Genomic DNA, 16,430 nt, shown 5'->3' with positions numbered 1-16,430 from the left:
CGCGCCCGCTAGCGCTCGCGCAGTCGGCGAGCCTGCTGCCGCAGCCTGCGGGGCAGGTCGTCGGTGGGCGTGCGTTCGGCAGCCTCGCGGGTCATCATCGTCAGGGCATCGAGGGCCGCGCCGAGCTGCAGCTTCGGGCTCACCCGGTCCGGGTCGCGCCACGGCTTGTCGGGGTCGGGGCGGACCGGGCGCAGGTCCTCGACGTCACCGATCACGTCGACGCCGTTGGCCTTGATCCAGTCGATCCACAGCTGCGCCTGGGCCTCGGCGAAGTCGAAGCGGTCCGGTGGCAGGCGCACCGGGAACGAGTCGCGAGCGACCAGCACTTCCTGGGCCAGCAGCTCCCGGATCAGTCCGTCGTAGGTCGCGTCGCGCCACATCGGCAGCTCGAGGCGACGGTTGAGGCGGCGTACGAGCTGGGTCTCGGCGATCCCGAGGGAGCGGTTGGACCGCTCCGAGTCCAACGGCGCCCAGGCCGGGTCGATGCCGAAGGCGCGGCAGAAGCGGAGCCACAGCTCGTTGCCGGTGGGCCCGCGGTCGTGCGGGACGGTGACGACGTGGACCCGTTCGGGCGGGAGCTTCGCCCCCCAGTTGTCCAGCACCGTCGGCAGGTCCATGGCGCTGCGGAACCACGTCTGGCCCCGCTCGACCTTGGTGAGGAACCGTTGGAAGGTCCACTTGCGACCCTGCTTGATGCTCTCCTGCCAGGCAGCGGGGAGCTGGCGCCCGAGGTCGCGGGCGGAATAGACGACATGGACCTCGCTGTCGGCGAGGTCGTTGAGCACGCGCGCGATCGTGTCGGGCTTGGCAGGCGCGAGGATCTCGTGGCTAATGATCACCGCGCCCCGCGCGCGGCGGACGCGCTTGACCATCGTGTCCCAGGAGCCCTTGGCGTGGCCCGGCGTGCCACCCCAGTCCTGGTCCAGCAGGTCGAGGGCGGCCCGGAAGTGGAAGAGGTCGGCGTCGACGAACCGGTTCTTGGTCGGGATGGTGATCCCGTGTTCGGCCAGCGACGCCTGGTTGAGCATCAGGCGGTCCTGGAGGTAGGTCGTCCCGGTCTTCGGAGCGCCGATGTGGAGATGGACGACGCGGCTCATGAATCTGATTGTGCCAGCGCACGCACCACGGCGCTGGGACTGGGCCGTCCGAGATGCTCGGCCATCCACACGCTGGTGGTGACGACGGCGTCCAGGTCGACGCCCGTCTCGATGCCCAGTCCGCGCAGCATCCACACGAGGTCCTCGGTGGCGAGGTTGCCGGTGGCGCTCTTGGCGTAGGGGCAGCCGCCCAGTCCGCCGGCGCTCGCGTCGAAGGTGGTGACCCCTGCCTGCAGGGCGGAGTAGGCATTGGCCAGGGCCTGGCCGTACGTGTCGTGGAAGTGCATCGCCAGGTCGTCGAGCTGCATCCCGGCGTCCGTGAAGGCGGCGATCAGGTCCTTCACCTGGCCAGCCGTGCCGACGCCGATCGTGTCGCCGAGGCTGAGCTCGCTGGCGCCGAGGTCGAAGAGCCGCTTGCCGACGCCGACGACCTGGTCGACGGGCACGGCTCCCTCCCACGGGTCGCCGAAGCACATGGAGACGTATGCGCGGACGTCGATCCCGGCGGCTCGGGCGCGGGCCACCGTCGGCTCGAACATCGCGAACTGCTCGTCGAGGGACCGGTTGAGGTTCTTCTGCGCGAAGGTCTCGGTGGCGCTGCCGAAGACGGCGATGTGCCGGACGCCCAGCTCGAGGGCACGGTCCAGCCCCCGCTCGTTGGGAACCAGCACGGGCAGGTCTCGCCCGGCATCACCGAGTGCTGCCATGACCTCAGCCGCGTCCGCGAGCTGGGGGACCCACTTCGGGTGCACGAAGCTGGTGGCCTCGACGATCGGGAGACCGGCGGCCAGCAGTCGCTGGATGAACTCCACCTTCACCTCGGTGGCGATCACGCCCTTCTCGTTCTGCAGGCCGTCGCGCGGGCCGACCTCGTAGATCGTGACCTCACTCATCGCCGGCCTCCACGACCATGAGCATTGCCCCGAGGGCGACCTGCTGGCCGGCGCTGACGCCGACCTCGGTCACGGTCCCGGCGAACGGCGCCTTGAGCGCCAGCTCCATCTTCATCGCCTCCATGGCTCCCAGCGTCTCACCCGCCGCCACCCGCTGCCCCACGGTGACGAGCACGTCGAGGACGGTGCCGGGCATGGGCGCGACGAGGGTGCCGTCGCCCGCCGCCGACCCGTGGTCGGCAAAGGCGTCAGGACGCTCGAAGACGAAGCGCTGGCCCTGGTAGGCGACCTCGATGGTGTGCGCCTGGGCGTTGACGACCGCGAGCTCGTCGCGGCCCTCGATCGTGAGTACGACGACGTGGTCGGCCAGACTCCGTTCGCGCACCACGACGGAGTCGACCGTGCTCGCTTCCGCGTCGACCTCGAGCTCGTGGACCGCTCCTGCGTGCTCGAGCGCGACCAGCGTCGGTGCCTTCGGGCCCGCCGTGCGCCAGCCGTCGGGGGCGAACGGGTCGCTCGCACCCGCCGCCGCGAACCTCGGGCCGGTGAGTGCTGCGGCCACCCAGGCCGCCAGGGTCAGCGGCACGCGTGCCGATGGCGGGGCCACCTCGGCGTGGTCGAGCCACGCGGTGTCGATGGTCGCGTCGCGGAACTCGTCGCGAGCGGCCAGGGCACGAACGAAGCCGGTGTTGGTGGTCAGGCCGAGCACGGCAGTGCGGTCGAGCGCGTCGATCAACCTGGCCCGCGCGGCCTCGCGGTCCTCGCCCCAGGCGATCACCTTGCCCAGCATCGGGTCGAAGCTGGTGCTGACGACCTGCCCCGACTCGAGGGCATGGTCGACCCGCGCGGCCTCGCTCCACCGCACCAGGTCCGCCCGCCCCGCCTGGGGCAGGAAGCCGCCGAAGGAGTCCTCGGCATAGATCCGCGCCTCGATCGCGTGGCCCTCGACCGTGACGTCGTCCTGACCGAAGGACAGCGGCTGGCCGGCAGCCACCAGCAGCTGCTGCTCGACGAGGTCGAGGCGCTCGCCGCGCACGCGGACGACCTCCTCGGTCACCGGGTGCTCGACCTGGAGACGGGTGTTCATCTCCAGGAAGTACACCTCCCCGGTGTCGGAGTCGAGGAGGAACTCAGTAGTGCCGGCGTTGGTGTAGTCGACGGCGCGGGCCAGGGCGACTGCGCTGCTGGTGACCAGCTCGCGCTGGACCTGGGTGATGGTGGGGGCCGGTGCCTCCTCCAGCACCTTCTGGTGCCGGCGCTGCGTCGAGCAGTCGCGCTCGAAGAGGTGCACCACGTTGCCGTGGTGGTCGGCGAGGACCTGCACCTCGATGTGCCGGCCGCGCTCGACGTACTTCTCGATCAGGATCGTGTCGTCGCCGAAGGCGCTCAGGGCCTCCCGCTTGGCGGCGGCCAGCGACGAGTCGAGCTCGTCGAGGGCACGAACGATCCGCATCCCCTTGCCCCCACCCCCTGCCGCGGCCTTGACCAGCACCGGGAAGGCGAAGGTCGCGGGGTCCGCGTCGTTGGCATAGGAGGGCACCACCGGCACGCCGGCGCCCACCGCGATCTCCCGGGCGGCGTCCTTCTTGCCCATCGCGTCCATCACGGCCGCGCTGGGACCGACGAGGGTCACGGTCTCCGTGCCCTCGATCTCGCGGGCGAAGGCGGACCGCTCGGAGAGGAAGCCGTAGCCGGGGTGGATGGCATCCGCACCGACCGCGCGAGCAGCGGCGACGATGGCGTCGATGTCGAGGTAGCTCGGCACTTCCACCGCGTCGTCAGCCGCGCGAACGTGCAGACCGTTCGCGTCGTTCGCCGTGTGGATCGCGACGGTGCGGATGCCGAGAGCTGAGGCAGTGCGCATGATGCGCAGGGCGATCTCACCCCGGTTGGCGATCAGCAGCTTCTGCATGGTCTGTACCTTTCTGCGCCGGGCATCTGCGGGGCTCGCAAGCTCGCTCCTCGACCCGGACGACTACATCCGGAAGATGCCGTAGTTGGGAGCCGGGACCGGCGCATGCGCGGCGACCGCGAGCCCCATGCCCAGCACGCGACGGGTGTCCGCCGGGTCGATCACGCCGTCGTCCCAGAGCCGGGCCGTGGAGTAGTACGGCGAGCCCTGGGTCTCGTACTGCTCGCGGATCGGAGCCTTGAACGCCTCGACCTGCTCGTCGTCCTCGAGGTCGGTGCGGACCTCGGCGAGCACGCTGGCCGCCTGTTCGCCGCCCATCACCGAGATGCGGGCGTTGGGCCACATCCACAGGAACCGCGGGTCGTAGGCGCGTCCGCACATGCCGTAGTTGCCGGCGCCGAAGGAGCCGCCGATGACCACGGTGAACTTCGGCACCACGCTGCACGCGACGGCCGTCACGAGCTTGGCGCCGTCGCGGGCGATCCCGCGGTTCTCGTACTCCCGCCCGACCATGAAGCCGGTGATGTTCTGGAGGAAGACCAGCGGGATGCCGCGCTGGTTGCACAGCTCGATGAAGTGCGCGCCCTTGAGAGCGGACTCGCTGAAGAGGATCCCGTTGTTGGCGATGATCCCCACGTCGTAGCCGTGGATCTTGGCGAAGCAGGTCACCAGCGTCTCGCCGTAGAGCTTCTTGAACTCATGCATCCGGCTGCCGTCGATGATCCGGCGGATGACCTCGCGGACGTCGTACGGCGTGCGCGTGTCGGTCGGTACCACGTCGTAGAGCGACTCCGGGGGCTGGTGCGGCTCCTCGACGGCACCCGGCGACCGGCCGTGCGTCTGGGTCGGGAGCGTGGCGACGATGCTGCGGACGATCCGCAGGGCGTGCGCGTCGTCGTCGGCGAGGTGATCGACCACGCCGGAGGTGCGGGCATGGACGTCGCCGCCGCCGAGGTCCTCCGCAGAGACGATCTCGCCGGTGGCCGCCTTCACCAGCGGTGGCCCGCCCAGGAAGATGGTGCCCTGGTTCTTGACGATCACGCTCTCGTCGCTCATAGCGGGGACATAGGCGCCACCGGCCGTGCACGAGCCCATGACGCTGGCGATCTGCGGGATCCCGCGGCCGCTCAGGTTGGCCTGGTTGAAGAAGATCCGGCCGAAGTGCTCGCGGTCGGGGAAGACGTCGTCCTGCATCGGCAGGAACGCGCCGCCGGAGTCGACGAGGTAGATGCAGGGGAGGTGGTTGTCGCTGGCGATCGCCTGAGCTCGGAGGTGCTTCTTGACGGTCAGCGGGTAGTAGGTCCCGCCCTTGACCGTGGCGTCGTTGGCGACGACCACGACCTCGCGGCCCTCGACCCGGCCGATGCCGGTCACGATGCCGGCGGCCGGCACGGCGTTGTCCTGGCCGGGGGCGCCGTACATCCCGGTCGCTGCCAACGGGCTCAGCTCGAGGAAGGGGCTGCCGGGGTCGAGGAGCCGGTCGACGCGGTCGCGGACCAGCAGCTTGCCCCGCGCCGTGTGCTTGCCCCGTGCGCTCTCCGACCCTCCCCGCCTCACGAGCGCGAGTCGCTCGCGCAGCTCCGCGACCAGATCCGTCATCTCTGCCATGCCCAGCAGGTTAGTGACTGTTAACCCGCGACGCCAGCCCGTCGATCGCCGCCTGGGTGGTGGTGCGGCCCAGTCGCTCGTCCTGGACGATCTCCTCCAGGAGCTCGACCTGGAAGCGGAGCGCCATCTCGCGCGGGTCCTTCGTGATCGTCTCGGCGGAGGTGGGGCGTATGCGCGCCTGCATGCCGAGCAACCCGCCCGCGTGCGGCTGCTCCCTGGGATCGAAACCGGCGCCGTCGTCGCTGACCTCGAACACGAGCAGGGGCCAGCGCTCAGCTGGACCCTGACGTCAGCTGCCCCGGAGTGCTTCACGGCGTTCTGCAGGGCCTCGAGGATGCAGAAGTAGACGGCAGCCTCGACCCCCTCGTCGTACCTCGGGAGGTCGTCGGCGTCGACCGTGCAGGAGATGGCGCACCGACGCGCAGTAGCCGCGCCCGGCGCTGCCCTCCGCGGTGAGGTCCAGGGCGTACTCCACGTCGGCATACTGCGTCAGCACCAGGACGGCGAGCTCCGGGCGGGTGGTATGGAGCCGGCGTGCCGCCTGGATGCCTTCGTCGCTGAATCCCGGCGGCATCCGCACGTCGGTGAGCAGGACGTCGGGATGCACGTCATCGACGACGCGCAGCAGCTCGTCGAGGGAGGTCGCGGTGCCGACGACGCTGATCTCGGGGAACCGCTCCAGCAGCGCGAGCGCCCCTGCCCTGACCAGGTCGCCGTCCTCGGCGAGCACCACACGCAGCGGCCGGGCAGGGGTCGTCTCGGCGCTCATGGGTGAGGTTATCGAGCCACGGGCCCCGCCACAGTGGTGCTGGCCCCACTGTTCAGGCGGCATGCGGTTAGCGGGGGTTAACCTGACTCCGTGTCCCGGCGCCAGCAGATCCTCGACATCGCAGCCGGCCTCTTCGCCCAGAAGGGGTTCCACGGCGTTTCGGTCGCCGAGCTCGGGGCGGCCTGCGGCATCTCCGGTCCGGCGCTCTACAAGCACTTCGCCAGCAAGGACGCGATGCTGGCCGAGATGCTGGTCTCCATCAGCGAGCGGTTGCTCGCCCAGGGCACGGCCCGGGCAGGGGCGGCCGCGGACCCGGGGGCGGCCATCGAGGCGCTCGTCGAGTGGCACATCGAGTTCTCGCTCTCGCACCGCGCACTCATCGTCGTCCAGGACCGCGACTGGTCCTCCCTGCCCGACGAGGCTCGCGAGCGGGTCCGGAGCCTGCAGCGCGACTATGTCGAGGTATGGGCCCGCGAGCTGCGCGGGTTCCACGCCCAGCTGTCCGCGGACCGGGCGCGGGCGATGGCTCACGTGGCCTTCGGTCTGCTCAACTCGACCCCCCACAGCGGCTTGGTCCCCGACGACGAGATGCACGATCTCCTGCGCTCGATGGCGCTCGGTGCCCTCCTCGAGGAGCCGTCGGGCTCTCGCGCCTGAAGCTCAGTGCGACCCTCGAGGAGCAGGTCGAGGAGGAGGCCAAGGCCTGAGGCTCACCTCCCGCCCCGCCTGGCTCAGGCTCGCTCGCCGCTCGCCTTCAACAGGGTGAGCTCCCGGGCCGCGCGCAGGGCGGCCTCCTCGGCGATCGCCAGGTCGTCGATCTCGTCCGGGTCGCCGGACTCCTGATCCTCAGCGGTGCTGGCAGTCCGTGGGAGCGTCCGACTGAGAGCGTGCAGCCGGGCCAGGACCTCGTCCCGCCCGAGGCCACGGAGCTGGATCAGCACGAAGGGATCTCGCTGGATCAACCAGGCCAGCTGCGTCAGGACGGCCAGCGCGTGGGGGCAGGGGTCGAGCCAGCCCTCGCACGTGCAGGCGGACCCGAGCTCGCCGCCGTACGGCAACAGCTCGACACCGGCTTCCTCCACCGACTCGACCAGCGGATGTGGCAGGTCGCCCGCCATGAGTGCGCCGATCCGTCCCGCCTCGGCGGCGATCAGCTCGACCAGCACCGACTGGTCATCGGCCGGAAGGACCGGCACGGTCCCGGTGACGGTGAAGACGTCGTCGCGGTCGAAGACTGCCGCCACGAACGTGCCCTCGCCGACCGTGATGGCGCCGACGCCGCCCGAGCGGGCGTGCGCCCGCCCGAGCTTGAGCTCGGCAGTGGAGAACGCAGCCTCCTCCACTGCCCGGAGGAACGCCTTGCTCCACCAGGTGCCGCCGACTCCTCCACGTCTCGGCGCGACGCGCGGATGGGTGATGGCCGTCATCAGCCGTCACCGGCGTCGGGACGCGTGCGCAAGGTGACGAGGTCGCGCAGCGCGTCGTTGCTGAGCTCGGTCAGCGCGGTCTCTCCCTGCGCCAGGACCGAGTCGGCCAAGGCCTTCTTGCGGGTGAGCAGCTCGGCGATCTTCTCCTCGATCGTGCCCTGGGTGATGAAACGGTGCACCTGCACCGGCTTGGTCTGGCCGATCCGGTAGGCACGGTCGGTCGCCTGGTCCTCGACGGCGGGGTTCCACCAGCGGTCGACGTGGATGACGTGGTCGGCTCGCGTCAGGTTGAGCCCGGTCCCGCCTGCCTTCAGCGAGAGGAGGAAGACCGGCGCGGCGCCGTCCTGGAAGCGGGCCACCATGCGCTCGCGCTCCGCCACGCGCGTGCCACCGTGGAGGAACTGGTGGGTGACCCCGGCCTTGGTCAAGTGCTGCTCGAGCAGGCGAGCCATCGCGACGTATTGCGTGAAGAGCAGCACCGCGCCGTCTTCGGCGAGGACCGTGCCGATGAGCTCGTCGAGCAGGTCGAGCTTCTCCGAGCGCCCGGTAAGCCTGGGGTTGGTCTGCTTGAGGAAGTGGGCCGGGTGGTTGCAGATCTGCTTGAGCCCGGTGAGCAGCTTGAGCACCAACCCGCGTCGGGTGTCCTCGTCGGCCTCCTCGATGCGCCGCATGCAGTCGCGGACGTAGGTCTCGTAGAGCACGACCTGCTCGCGGGTCAGTCCGAGGAGGTGGTCGGTCTCCGTCTTGGGCGGCAGCTCGGGCGCGATGCCCGGGTCGGACTTGCGGCGTCGCATGAGGAAGGGACCGATGAGCTCGGCGAACTGTCGCGTCTTGCCGGAGTCGACCCCCGCCTCGATCGGTGCAGCCCACACCTTGCGGAAGGCGTTGCGACTGCCCAGCAGGCCGGGGATCGCCCAGTCGAGGATCGCCCACAGCTCGGTCAGGTTGTTCTCGACCGGGGTGCCGGTCAGGGCCACGCGCGCCCTGCTGGGGATCGTCCGGAGCGCTTTCGACGTGGAGGACTGCGCGTTCTTGACGTGCTGTGCCTCGTCGGCGACCACGAGGTCCCAGGCGATCTCGGCAAGGGCCGCGGCGTCGCGGCGCATGGTGCCGTAGGTGGTGAGCACGAAGCCCCCGTCGCTCGTGGTCGCGCTCAAGCTGCGTGCGGACCCGTGGAAGCGGCGTACGGCGACGCCCGGCGCGAAGCGACGGATCTCCGCCTCCCAGTTGCCGAGCAGGGAGGCGGGGCAGACCACGAGCGTGGGGCCGCCCCCGCCGTCGTCCGGTCCCGTCGAGGCACGATGCAGGTGCAGCGCGATGACCTGAACCGTCTTGCCGAGTCCCATGTCGTCGGCGAGGCAGGCGCCGAGACCGAGGTCGGTGAGCTCGGTCAGCCAGGTGAGGCCTTGGCGCTGGTAGTCGCGCAGCGTGGCGGCAAGGCCGGGAGGCACGTCGACCGGTGGGCGGGTGCCGGCGGCCAGGAGCCGGTCACGCACCTTCAGCAGCGAGGCGCCGACGACGGCCTCGTGCTGGACGTCCTCGATCTGGACCACGTTGGTCAAGGTCGCCGCCAGGGCGGCCGCGGGCTGGACGGTGCGGATCATCCGGCGCTTGGCCCGCTTGAGCATTGCCGGGTCGACGACCGTCCAGTTGTCGCGGATCTTGATGATCGGCGAGACTGCGCCGGCCAGCTGGTCCATCTCGTCCTCGGTCAGCGAGTCGCCATGAAGCGCCAGCTGCCACTGGAAGCCGAAGAGGGCATCGGGGCCGAACAGTCCCGTCTGGAGTGCCTCCTCGCGCTTCCCCGCGCCCTTGCGCGCCTCGGTGAGCTCGACCTTCGCGGTGAGGTCGCGGTCGAGGTGGCGTGGCCACAGCACGTCGACGCCGGCCTGGGTGAGCGCCGCGACACCGGAGTCGAGGAGGCTGACGAGCTCGTCGGTGTCGAGGGTCAGCTCGTCGGGGACCCGGAGCTCGAGGAAGCGCTCGAGGACCGGCCAGGCATCGGCAGCGGCACGCAGCGCGATGCCGGCGTGGGTGCGGGCCCGGTCACCGAAGCCATGGCTGGCCTCGGGGCCCGACTCGGTCCAGAGGATCGCCGCGTCGCAGACGTGGGCGGCATTCTCCGCGGCATGGACCTGGAGCACGACCCGGACCGCGCCGGCGACGAGCTCTTCCTCGTCGGCCTCGATCCGCAACGCGATGGTGACCAGCTGGGGACGGTCGTCACTGGACCGCGCCCGAGCACGGGCGACTCGCTCCTGCAGCCGGCGAGTGAAGTCGGGGTCCACGGTGTGCCGGGACGACCCGGCACCGGCACCGGCACCAGCACCAGCCCCGGCGCCACCGCCGGCGATCGGAGCCCGGCGCGTGGCGATCGGAGCAGCGCGGGGCATCGCGTCCACGACGGCGTCGAGCACGGCGCGCACGATGCCCTCCGCCGTCGCCGCGTCCAGTCCGGCGTGTGCTCGGGCATTGGCCAGCCGGGTGATGCGTTCCTCGTCGTCCCGGTCGAGTGCACCCACCTGCCAGGCCAGGCCGCTCGGGGCGGGACCGAACTTCCCCGCCGCCACGAGCCGCATGCCCAGCAACGCCGCCCCGCTGAGCAGGGCGACGCTCGGGTGCAGGTCGTCGCGGGAGTGGGCACTGGTCAGCACTGGCAGGGCGCCTCGGATGGGCAGCGACACGGTGCGCCGATCATCGGAGAACTCCACCAGCCCGTCCCTCGGCGGCTCCCCCGCGCGGAAGCTCGCGGGACCGGTCACCGGGACAAAGCTCACGCACTACCTCCACCGTCACCGACGCGCGCGCGGACGAGATCCGCGGACGCGTTGGAGGCTAACGCCCGGCACCGACGGCGAGTTCCCCGAGCGGTTGTTAGCGTTCTGGCCATGAGCATCCTCGACGCCCCCCTTGCCCGACTCGACGGCAGCCCCGGCAGCCTGCGAGACCTCACCGGTGGCCGGGCGGCGCTGCTGGTCAACGTCGCCAGCAAGTGTGGACTCACCCCGCAGTACGCCGAGCTGGAGAAGCTCCACGAGGAGCTCGAGCCTCGCGGGTTCACCGTCGTCGGCGTCCCCTGCAACCAGTTCGGCGGACAGGAGCCCGGCACCACCGAGGAGATCGCAGAGTTCTGCTCCGCGACCTACGGCGTGACCTTCCCCATGAGCGAGAAGGTCGAGGTCAACGGGGAGGGCCGCCACGAGATCTACCGGCAGCTGGTCGAGACGCCCAACGAGTCGGGGCAGGCCGGCGACATCCAGTGGAACTTCGAGAAGTTCCTCATCTCCGCTGACGGCGCAGTCGTGGCCCGCTTCAACCCCGGCATCGAGCCACAGGACCCGCAGATCCGCGCCCAGATCGAGCCGCTGCTCGGCTAGTCCACGTCATGGACCTCGATGCACTGCTCGCCGAGAACCCCGTCATCGACGGCCACAACGACCTGCTCTGGACCGCGAGGGTCGCGACCGGCTACGACTTCGGACGCCTCGACGTCGGCACTGACCTCACTGCGGGCAGTACCCCCACCCACACCGACCTGCCCCGGATGCGCGTCGGCGGCGTGGGAGCACAGTTCTGGTCCGTCTACGTGCCGACCCGACTCACCGGCGACGACGCCGTGAGCGCGACGCTCGAGCAGGTCGATGCGGCGTACAACCTGACCCAGCGATACCCCGACCAGCTGGCGCTCGCGGTGACCGCCCACGACGTCGAAGCGGCGTGGTCGAGCGGACGGATGGCGTCGCTGATGGGAGCCGAGGGCGGACACTGCATCAACAGCTCGCTCGGCACGCTCCGCCAGCTGCATGCGCTCGGCGTCCGCTACCTCACGCTGACCCACAACGCGAACACGCCGTGGGCGGACTCGGCGACCGACGTACCCGTCGCCAGGGGACTCACCGCGTTCGGGCGCGAGGTCGTGCGCGAGATGAACCGGCTCGGCATGATGGTCGACCTCTCCCACGTCTCGGCCGACACGATGCGCGACGCTCTCGCCGTGACCGAGGTGCCGGCGATCTTCAGCCACAGCTCGGCGCGTGCGGTGACCGAGAGCCCTCGCAACGTGCCCGACGACGTGCTCGAGTCGCTGCGCGACCAGGGCGGGGTCTGCATGGTCACGTTCGTGCCCGCCTTCGTCAACGAAGCCTGCGCCGACTGGCATCGCGGCGTCGTCGAGGCCGCGGCTGCCGAGGGGATCACCGAGGCCGACGGCGCCCGTTTCGGGCCGTTCTACGACTCCTACCGCCTCGCCCACCCTCAGCCGCTCGCAGACCTGACCGACGTGGTGAGGCACTGCGAGCACGTCCGTGAGGTCGCCGGGATCGACCATGTCGGCCTCGGCGGCGACTACGACGGCGTCGAGGTGCTGCCACGCGGACTGGATGACGTCAGCCGCTATCCCGCGCTCCTCGGAGCACTCGCGGAGGCAGGGTGGTCCGAGTCGGACCTCGGGCGGCTGGCCTGCCGCAACATCCTGCGGGTCATGCGCGCGACCGAGACCGGCGCCCGCGAGCTCCAGCAGCGTCGCGGGCCGAGCCTGGCCCGCATCGAGGACGTGGACGCCCCCGGGGCCGACGACCAGGGGTGACCAGCGCCACCGCCGCAACGATTGCCTGGCGGTCTGCCCCAACCCCTAGCCTCGTCTCGTGACCACCCAGATTCAGAGCCAGCCAGGTCAGAGCGACCCCACGACCCCCAGCGACAAGCTGGACAAGAACGTCCTGATGGTGGCGGGTGTCGTCGTGCTGGGCGCCATCATGTCCATCCTCGACATCACCGTCGTCTCGGTGGCGCTGAACACCTTCCAGGAGGAGTTCGACGCCACTGCGGCCGAGGTGGCGTGGACGATGACCGGCTACACACTGGCCCTGGCGAGCGTCATCCCGCTCACCGGCTGGGCCGCCGACCGGTTCGGCACGAAGCGGCTCTACCTCCTCGCCGTCCTGCTCTTCACTGCGGGTTCCGTGCTGTGCGCGACCGCCACGAGCCTCGAGCTGCTCGTGCTCTACCGCGTCCTGCAGGGTCTCGGCGGGGGCATGCTCATGCCGCTCGGCATGACCATCCTGACCCGCGCCGCCGGTCCGGAGCGCATCGGTCGCGTGATGGCCGTGCTGGGCATCCCCATGCTCCTCGGGCCCATCTTCGGACCCATTGTCGGTGGCGCCCTGATCGATGCCGTCTCCTGGCACTGGATCTTCCTGATCAACCTGCCGATCGGGATCGCCGCCATCGTCTACGCGTGGATCGTCCTGCCCCAGGACTCGGTCGAGCCGTCGGAGACGTTCGACTGGCTGGGCATGCTGCTGCTCTCCCCGGGTCTCGCCGCCTTCCTGTACGGCGTCAGCTCGATCCCCGAGCACGGCACCGCACTCGCGCGCGAAGTCATGGTCCCGATGGTCCTCGGCATCGTCCTGATCATCGCCTTCGTGCCGTGGGCCCTGGCTCGCCGCAACCTGCACCCGTTGGTCGAGCTGCGCCTGTTCAAGAACAAGGACATGACCGTCGCGGTCCTCGCGATGATGCTCTTCGCCATCGCGTTCTTCGGCGCCTCGTTGCTGTTCCCTCTCTACTTCATCCAGGTCCGCGGCGAGGACGCCCTCGGGGCCGGCCTGCTGCTCGCCCCGCAGGGCGTCGGCGCGATGATCACGATGCCGATCGCCGGGATCCTGGCCGACAAGATCGGCCCCGGCAAGATCGTGCTCGTCGGCATCACCGTGATCACGATCGGCATGGCGATGTTCACCCAGATCGACGCTGCCACCTCCTACACCTATATGCTCGGCGCCCTGTTCGTGATGGGGCTCGGGATGGGCGCCACGATGATGCCGATCATGACCGCCGCACTCGCGACCCTGACGGCGCACAACGTGGCGCGCGGCTCGACGCTGCTCAACATCACCCAGCAGGTCGCGGCGTCGATCGGCACCGCGCTGTTCTCGGTGATCCTCACCAACGAGATCAAGAGCAGTGCCTCAGCTCAGGCGTTCCTGGCTGCCAGGCCCGCCGACGGTGATCCCTCGGTCCTCGCCGGCCTCGCGGAGCGGTTCGGCCTGCCGGTCGACCAGTTCACTGCTCTCGTGGCGCAGGGTCAGGTCGCGCTTGCCGACTCGTTCGCCACGGTCTTCGTCGTCGCCACCGTCCTCGTCGCGTGCTGCCTCATCCCGGCGGCCTTCCTGCCGCGCAAGAAGGTCGCGTCCGTCGACCCGGCCGCGATGATGGGTCACTGAACAACCCGATCACCGCCTCGAGGTGCGCCTGCCCCGACCCCGGGAGCGTGCCGACGACGTACCCCCCACCCTGATACCAAGGGTGTGTAAGCCACATTCCGGACGCGCGGGATGTGGGTGACTCACCGCCCGCTCCAGACCCTGGGGCCAGTGTTCAGGTCTGGGTGCCGAGAGCGAGGGGGAGTACGGCGCTGGCGCCGGCCTGGCGCAGGGCGACGCCGGCCATCGTCATGGTCCAGCCACTGACGACGAGGTCATCGACGAGCAGCACGGGCCCGGCGGGGACATCTGCCTCCAGCCGGTACCGGCGGTGGATGGCCGCGACCCGCTGGGCGGAGTTGGCGGCACCCTGACCTGGCGCGACCGAGGGGTCCACGATGGCGTACCTGCCGACGATCGGCAGCTTCATCACCCGGGACAATCCGGTCGCGAGGTCGCCGACGAGCTGGGGCCGTCTCGAGGATTCGATCCCCACGATGGCAACGGGCCGCTCCTGCCAGTCGGCCGACCAGTCCTTCATCACGGCCATGAGCGCGACGGTCAGTGGGGCCGGGACGGGTCCGTCCTCGACCCCGACCCTGAACAACGCACGCAGCGCCTGGCCGTGACCGAGGTCGGTGAGTCGGGCGATCGCGCGCCCGGCGGTGGGGCCGTCGGCGATCTTGCCCTTGAGTTCGAGCCCGAGGTTGGCCAACGCCGTCGGCCACATCTTGCGCGGCTCCAGCCCCACGCCGGGACGCGAGAGTGCCGCGCCGGCCTCCGCGACGGCCGCGTCCGACACCGACGCCGACAGGGTGAGCCCCCCGCAGTTGTCACACCGGCCGCAGTCGACCGCCTCCGGGTCGTCCAGCTGCGAGCGGAGGAACCGCATCCGGCACTCGTCTGAGTCGAGGTAGCCCAACATCGCGTCCTGTTCCCGCTGCCGTGCCTCTGCGACTCGGGCATAGCGGTCGGCGTCGTAGGACCAGGGCTCGCCGGTGGAGATCCACCCCCCCTGCACGCGACGGACGGCGCCGTCGACGTCGAGCACCTTGAGCAGGGTCTCCAGCCGGTTGCGGCTGAGCTCGACGTAGGACTCGAGCGCCACCGTGCTCATCGCGCCGGGTGCCTGGGCGAGCACCTCCAGGGTCTGGCGGACGAGCTGCTCCGGCGGGAAGGCGAGCGAGGCGAAGTAGGCCCAGATGTCGCGGTCCTCGATCTGTGGCAGCAGCACCACCGTGGCGTCGTCGGTGCCACGACCCGCACGGCCGACCTGCTGGTAGTAGGCCACCGGCGACTGCGGGGCCCCGAGGTTGATGACGAACCCGAGGGAGGCATCGAACCCCATCCCCAACGCGGAGGTGGCGACCAGCGCCTTGACCCGGCCTTCGACCAGCGCGCCCTCGAGGGCCTGCCGCTCGGTGGTGTCGGTCTGGCCGGAGTAGGCCGCGACCTCGTGTCCCCGGTCGCGGAGATAGGCAGCGACCTCCTGGGTCGCAGCCACCGTGAGGCAGTAGATGATCCCGGAGCCCGGCTGCTCCGCGAGGTGGTCGGACAGCCAGGCCAGCCGCATCTCGGCGGTCTTGAGGCGGACGACGCCGAGCCGCAATGACTCGCGATCGAGCGAGCCGCGCAGGACCAGGACGTCTCGACCGAGCTGCTCCGCCACGTCGGCGGTGACCCGTGCATTGGCGGTGGCGGTCGTGGCAAGCACCGGGATGCCGACGGGCAGGGTGTCGAGGAGGGTGCGGATGCGGCGGTAGTCGGGTCGGAAGTCGTGGCCCCAGTCGGAGATGCAGTGCGCCTCGTCCACCACCAGCAGGCCGCACGTCGCCGCGAGACGCGGCATCACCTCATCGCGGAAACCGGGGTTGTTGAGCCGCTCGGGCGACACCAGCAACACGTCGACCCCGCCTGAGTTGATGGTGTCGTTGATCGGCTGCCACTGCTCGATGTTGGTCGAGTTGATCGTCACCGCACGGATCCCGGCGCGCTCAGCAGCGGCGATCTGGTTGCGCATCAGGGCGAGGAGCGGGGAGACGATGACGGTGGGACCCGCGCCCCGGGCGCGCAGCAGGAGGGTCGCCACGAAGTAGACCGCCGACTTGCCCCAGCCCGTGCGCTGGACGACGAGCGACCGGCGAGCATCGACGGCGAGCGCCTCGATCGCGGACCACTGGTCGTCACGCAGGACCGCGTCGTCGCGGCCCACGAGGGCGCGGAGGTGCGCCTCTGCCGCGGTCCGCGCCTGGCGTCGTACGTCGTCGCTCACTGCCGTCACCATGGTCACTGTCTACCAACACGGTCCGACAGCTGGGACCGCGCGTCCACAAGCACCGTTTCGGACTGGCCCCGACCGTGCACGCGGGACGCCCGGCGCCGCGGCCCGTGACTGGCGGTGCGTGAGCCACATTCTCGGGTCCTTCGGTTCTAGGTAGTGATGCAACACCTCTGATGTGAGGAGTTGTGATGGTCAAACCACCGTTGCCTTATGAGGTGGAGCGCCGATTTTGGGCCGAGA

Annotated in this window: 13 protein-coding genes; 4 read left to right on the top strand and 9 right to left on the bottom strand. The window is 70.4% G+C overall.

Features of this window, described 5'->3' with window-relative positions; translation table 11 throughout:
• Window positions 1-8: 8 nt before the first annotated feature.
• The 6 genes from JWN68_RS18810 to JWN68_RS18785 all read right to left on the bottom strand — a co-directional run bounded on the left by JWN68_RS18810 (window position 9) and on the right by JWN68_RS18785 (window position 6,279).
• Window positions 9-1,097 carry a hypothetical protein gene (locus JWN68_RS18810; protein WP_297741840.1) on the bottom strand — a complete coding sequence of 363 codons (1,089 nt, stop codon included), beginning with the start codon at window positions 1,095-1,097 and terminating at the stop codon, window positions 9-11.
• Window positions 1,094-1,990, bottom strand: a complete 897-nt coding sequence (locus JWN68_RS18805) for a hydroxymethylglutaryl-CoA lyase (protein ID WP_297741838.1) — start codon at window positions 1,988-1,990, stop codon at window positions 1,094-1,096. The genes JWN68_RS18810 and JWN68_RS18805 overlap by 4 nt, the downstream gene beginning before the upstream one ends.
• Complete coding sequence (locus JWN68_RS18800) at window positions 1,983-3,902, bottom strand: biotin carboxylase N-terminal domain-containing protein (protein WP_297741836.1); 1,920 nt, start codon at window positions 3,900-3,902, stop codon at window positions 1,983-1,985. The genes JWN68_RS18805 and JWN68_RS18800 overlap by 8 nt, the downstream gene beginning before the upstream one ends.
• Before the next feature lie 63 nt (window positions 3,903-3,965).
• Complete coding sequence (locus JWN68_RS18795; protein ID WP_297741834.1) at window positions 3,966-5,510, bottom strand: carboxyl transferase domain-containing protein; 1,545 nt, start codon at window positions 5,508-5,510, stop codon at window positions 3,966-3,968.
• A 10-nt stretch (window positions 5,511-5,520) separates the two neighbouring features.
• Window positions 5,521-5,766 carry a hypothetical protein gene (locus JWN68_RS18790; protein ID WP_297741832.1) on the bottom strand — a complete coding sequence of 82 codons (246 nt, stop codon included), beginning with the start codon at window positions 5,764-5,766 and terminating at the stop codon, window positions 5,521-5,523.
• A gap of 33 nt (window positions 5,767-5,799) precedes the next feature.
• Window positions 5,800-6,279, bottom strand: coding sequence for a response regulator transcription factor (locus JWN68_RS18785; protein ID WP_297741830.1), 480 nt, complete (start codon window positions 6,277-6,279; stop codon window positions 5,800-5,802).
• Between the two features lie 90 nt (window positions 6,280-6,369).
• Between JWN68_RS18785 and JWN68_RS18780 the strand changes: the two genes are divergently transcribed.
• Window positions 6,370-6,936, top strand: coding sequence for a TetR/AcrR family transcriptional regulator (locus JWN68_RS18780; RefSeq protein WP_297741828.1), 567 nt, complete (start codon window positions 6,370-6,372; stop codon window positions 6,934-6,936).
• A 74-nt stretch (window positions 6,937-7,010) separates the two neighbouring features.
• On the opposite strand, the gene JWN68_RS18775 is transcribed toward JWN68_RS18780, so the two are convergent.
• Both JWN68_RS18775 and JWN68_RS18770 read right to left on the bottom strand, forming a co-directional pair.
• Window positions 7,011-7,706: an SWIM zinc finger family protein gene (locus tag JWN68_RS18775; RefSeq protein ID WP_297741826.1), complete on the bottom strand. Its 696-nt coding sequence runs from the start codon at window positions 7,704-7,706 to the stop codon at window positions 7,011-7,013.
• Window positions 7,706-10,483, bottom strand: coding sequence for a DEAD/DEAH box helicase (locus tag JWN68_RS18770; protein WP_297741824.1), 2,778 nt, complete (start codon window positions 10,481-10,483; stop codon window positions 7,706-7,708). The genes JWN68_RS18775 and JWN68_RS18770 overlap by 1 nt, the downstream gene beginning before the upstream one ends.
• A 111-nt stretch (window positions 10,484-10,594) precedes the next feature.
• Here JWN68_RS18770 and JWN68_RS18765 point away from each other — a divergent pair, with 111 nt between their 5' ends.
• The 3 genes from JWN68_RS18765 to JWN68_RS18755 are packed head-to-tail and all read left to right on the top strand — an operon-like array spanning window position 10,595 to window position 13,930.
• Window positions 10,595-11,083 carry a glutathione peroxidase gene (locus JWN68_RS18765; protein WP_297741821.1) on the top strand — a complete coding sequence of 163 codons (489 nt, stop codon included), beginning with the start codon at window positions 10,595-10,597 and terminating at the stop codon, window positions 11,081-11,083.
• Between the two features lie 8 nt (window positions 11,084-11,091).
• Entirely contained in the window at window positions 11,092-12,291 is a 1,200-nt protein-coding gene (locus JWN68_RS18760; RefSeq protein WP_297741819.1) for a dipeptidase, read from the top strand.
• 58 nt (window positions 12,292-12,349) lie between these two features.
• Entirely contained in the window at window positions 12,350-13,930 is a 1,581-nt protein-coding gene (locus tag JWN68_RS18755) for a DHA2 family efflux MFS transporter permease subunit (RefSeq protein WP_366519844.1), read from the top strand.
• 154 nt (window positions 13,931-14,084) lie between these two features.
• Here JWN68_RS18755 and JWN68_RS18750 read toward each other — a convergent pair whose 3' ends face one another.
• On the bottom strand, window positions 14,085-16,193 hold the full coding sequence (locus JWN68_RS18750) for a DEAD/DEAH box helicase (RefSeq protein ID WP_297741817.1): 2,109 nt from the start codon (window positions 16,191-16,193) through the stop codon (window positions 14,085-14,087).
• Between the last annotated feature and the right edge of the window lie 237 nt (window positions 16,194-16,430).

The organism is Nocardioides sp. (assembly GCF_025964975.1).
Classification (GTDB): Bacteria; Actinomycetota; Actinomycetes; order Propionibacteriales; family Nocardioidaceae; genus Nocardioides.
This window is presented reverse-complemented; position numbering and strand designations above follow the sequence as displayed.

Coding starts and splice junctions, on each gene's coding strand:
- JWN68_RS18795 (WP_297741834.1), bottom strand. CDS start 5,510: ATGGCAGAGATGACGGATCTGGTCGCGGAGCTGCGCGAGCGACTCGCG.
- JWN68_RS18785 (WP_297741830.1), bottom strand. CDS start 6,279: ATGAGCGCCGAGACGACCCCTGCCCGGCCGCTGCGTGTGGTGCTCGCC.
- JWN68_RS18750 (WP_297741817.1), bottom strand. CDS start 16,193: ATGGTGACGGCAGTGAGCGACGACGTACGACGCCAGGCGCGGACCGCG.
- JWN68_RS18775 (WP_297741826.1), bottom strand. CDS start 7,706: ATGACGGCCATCACCCATCCGCGCGTCGCGCCGAGACGTGGAGGAGTC.
- JWN68_RS18800 (WP_297741836.1), bottom strand. CDS start 3,902: ATGCAGAAGCTGCTGATCGCCAACCGGGGTGAGATCGCCCTGCGCATC.
- JWN68_RS18805 (WP_297741838.1), bottom strand. CDS start 1,990: ATGAGTGAGGTCACGATCTACGAGGTCGGCCCGCGCGACGGCCTGCAG.
- JWN68_RS18760 (WP_297741819.1), top strand. CDS start 11,092: ATGGACCTCGATGCACTGCTCGCCGAGAACCCCGTCATCGACGGCCAC.
- JWN68_RS18765 (WP_297741821.1), top strand. CDS start 10,595: ATGAGCATCCTCGACGCCCCCCTTGCCCGACTCGACGGCAGCCCCGGC.
- JWN68_RS18810 (WP_297741840.1), bottom strand. CDS start 1,097: ATGAGCCGCGTCGTCCATCTCCACATCGGCGCTCCGAAGACCGGGACG.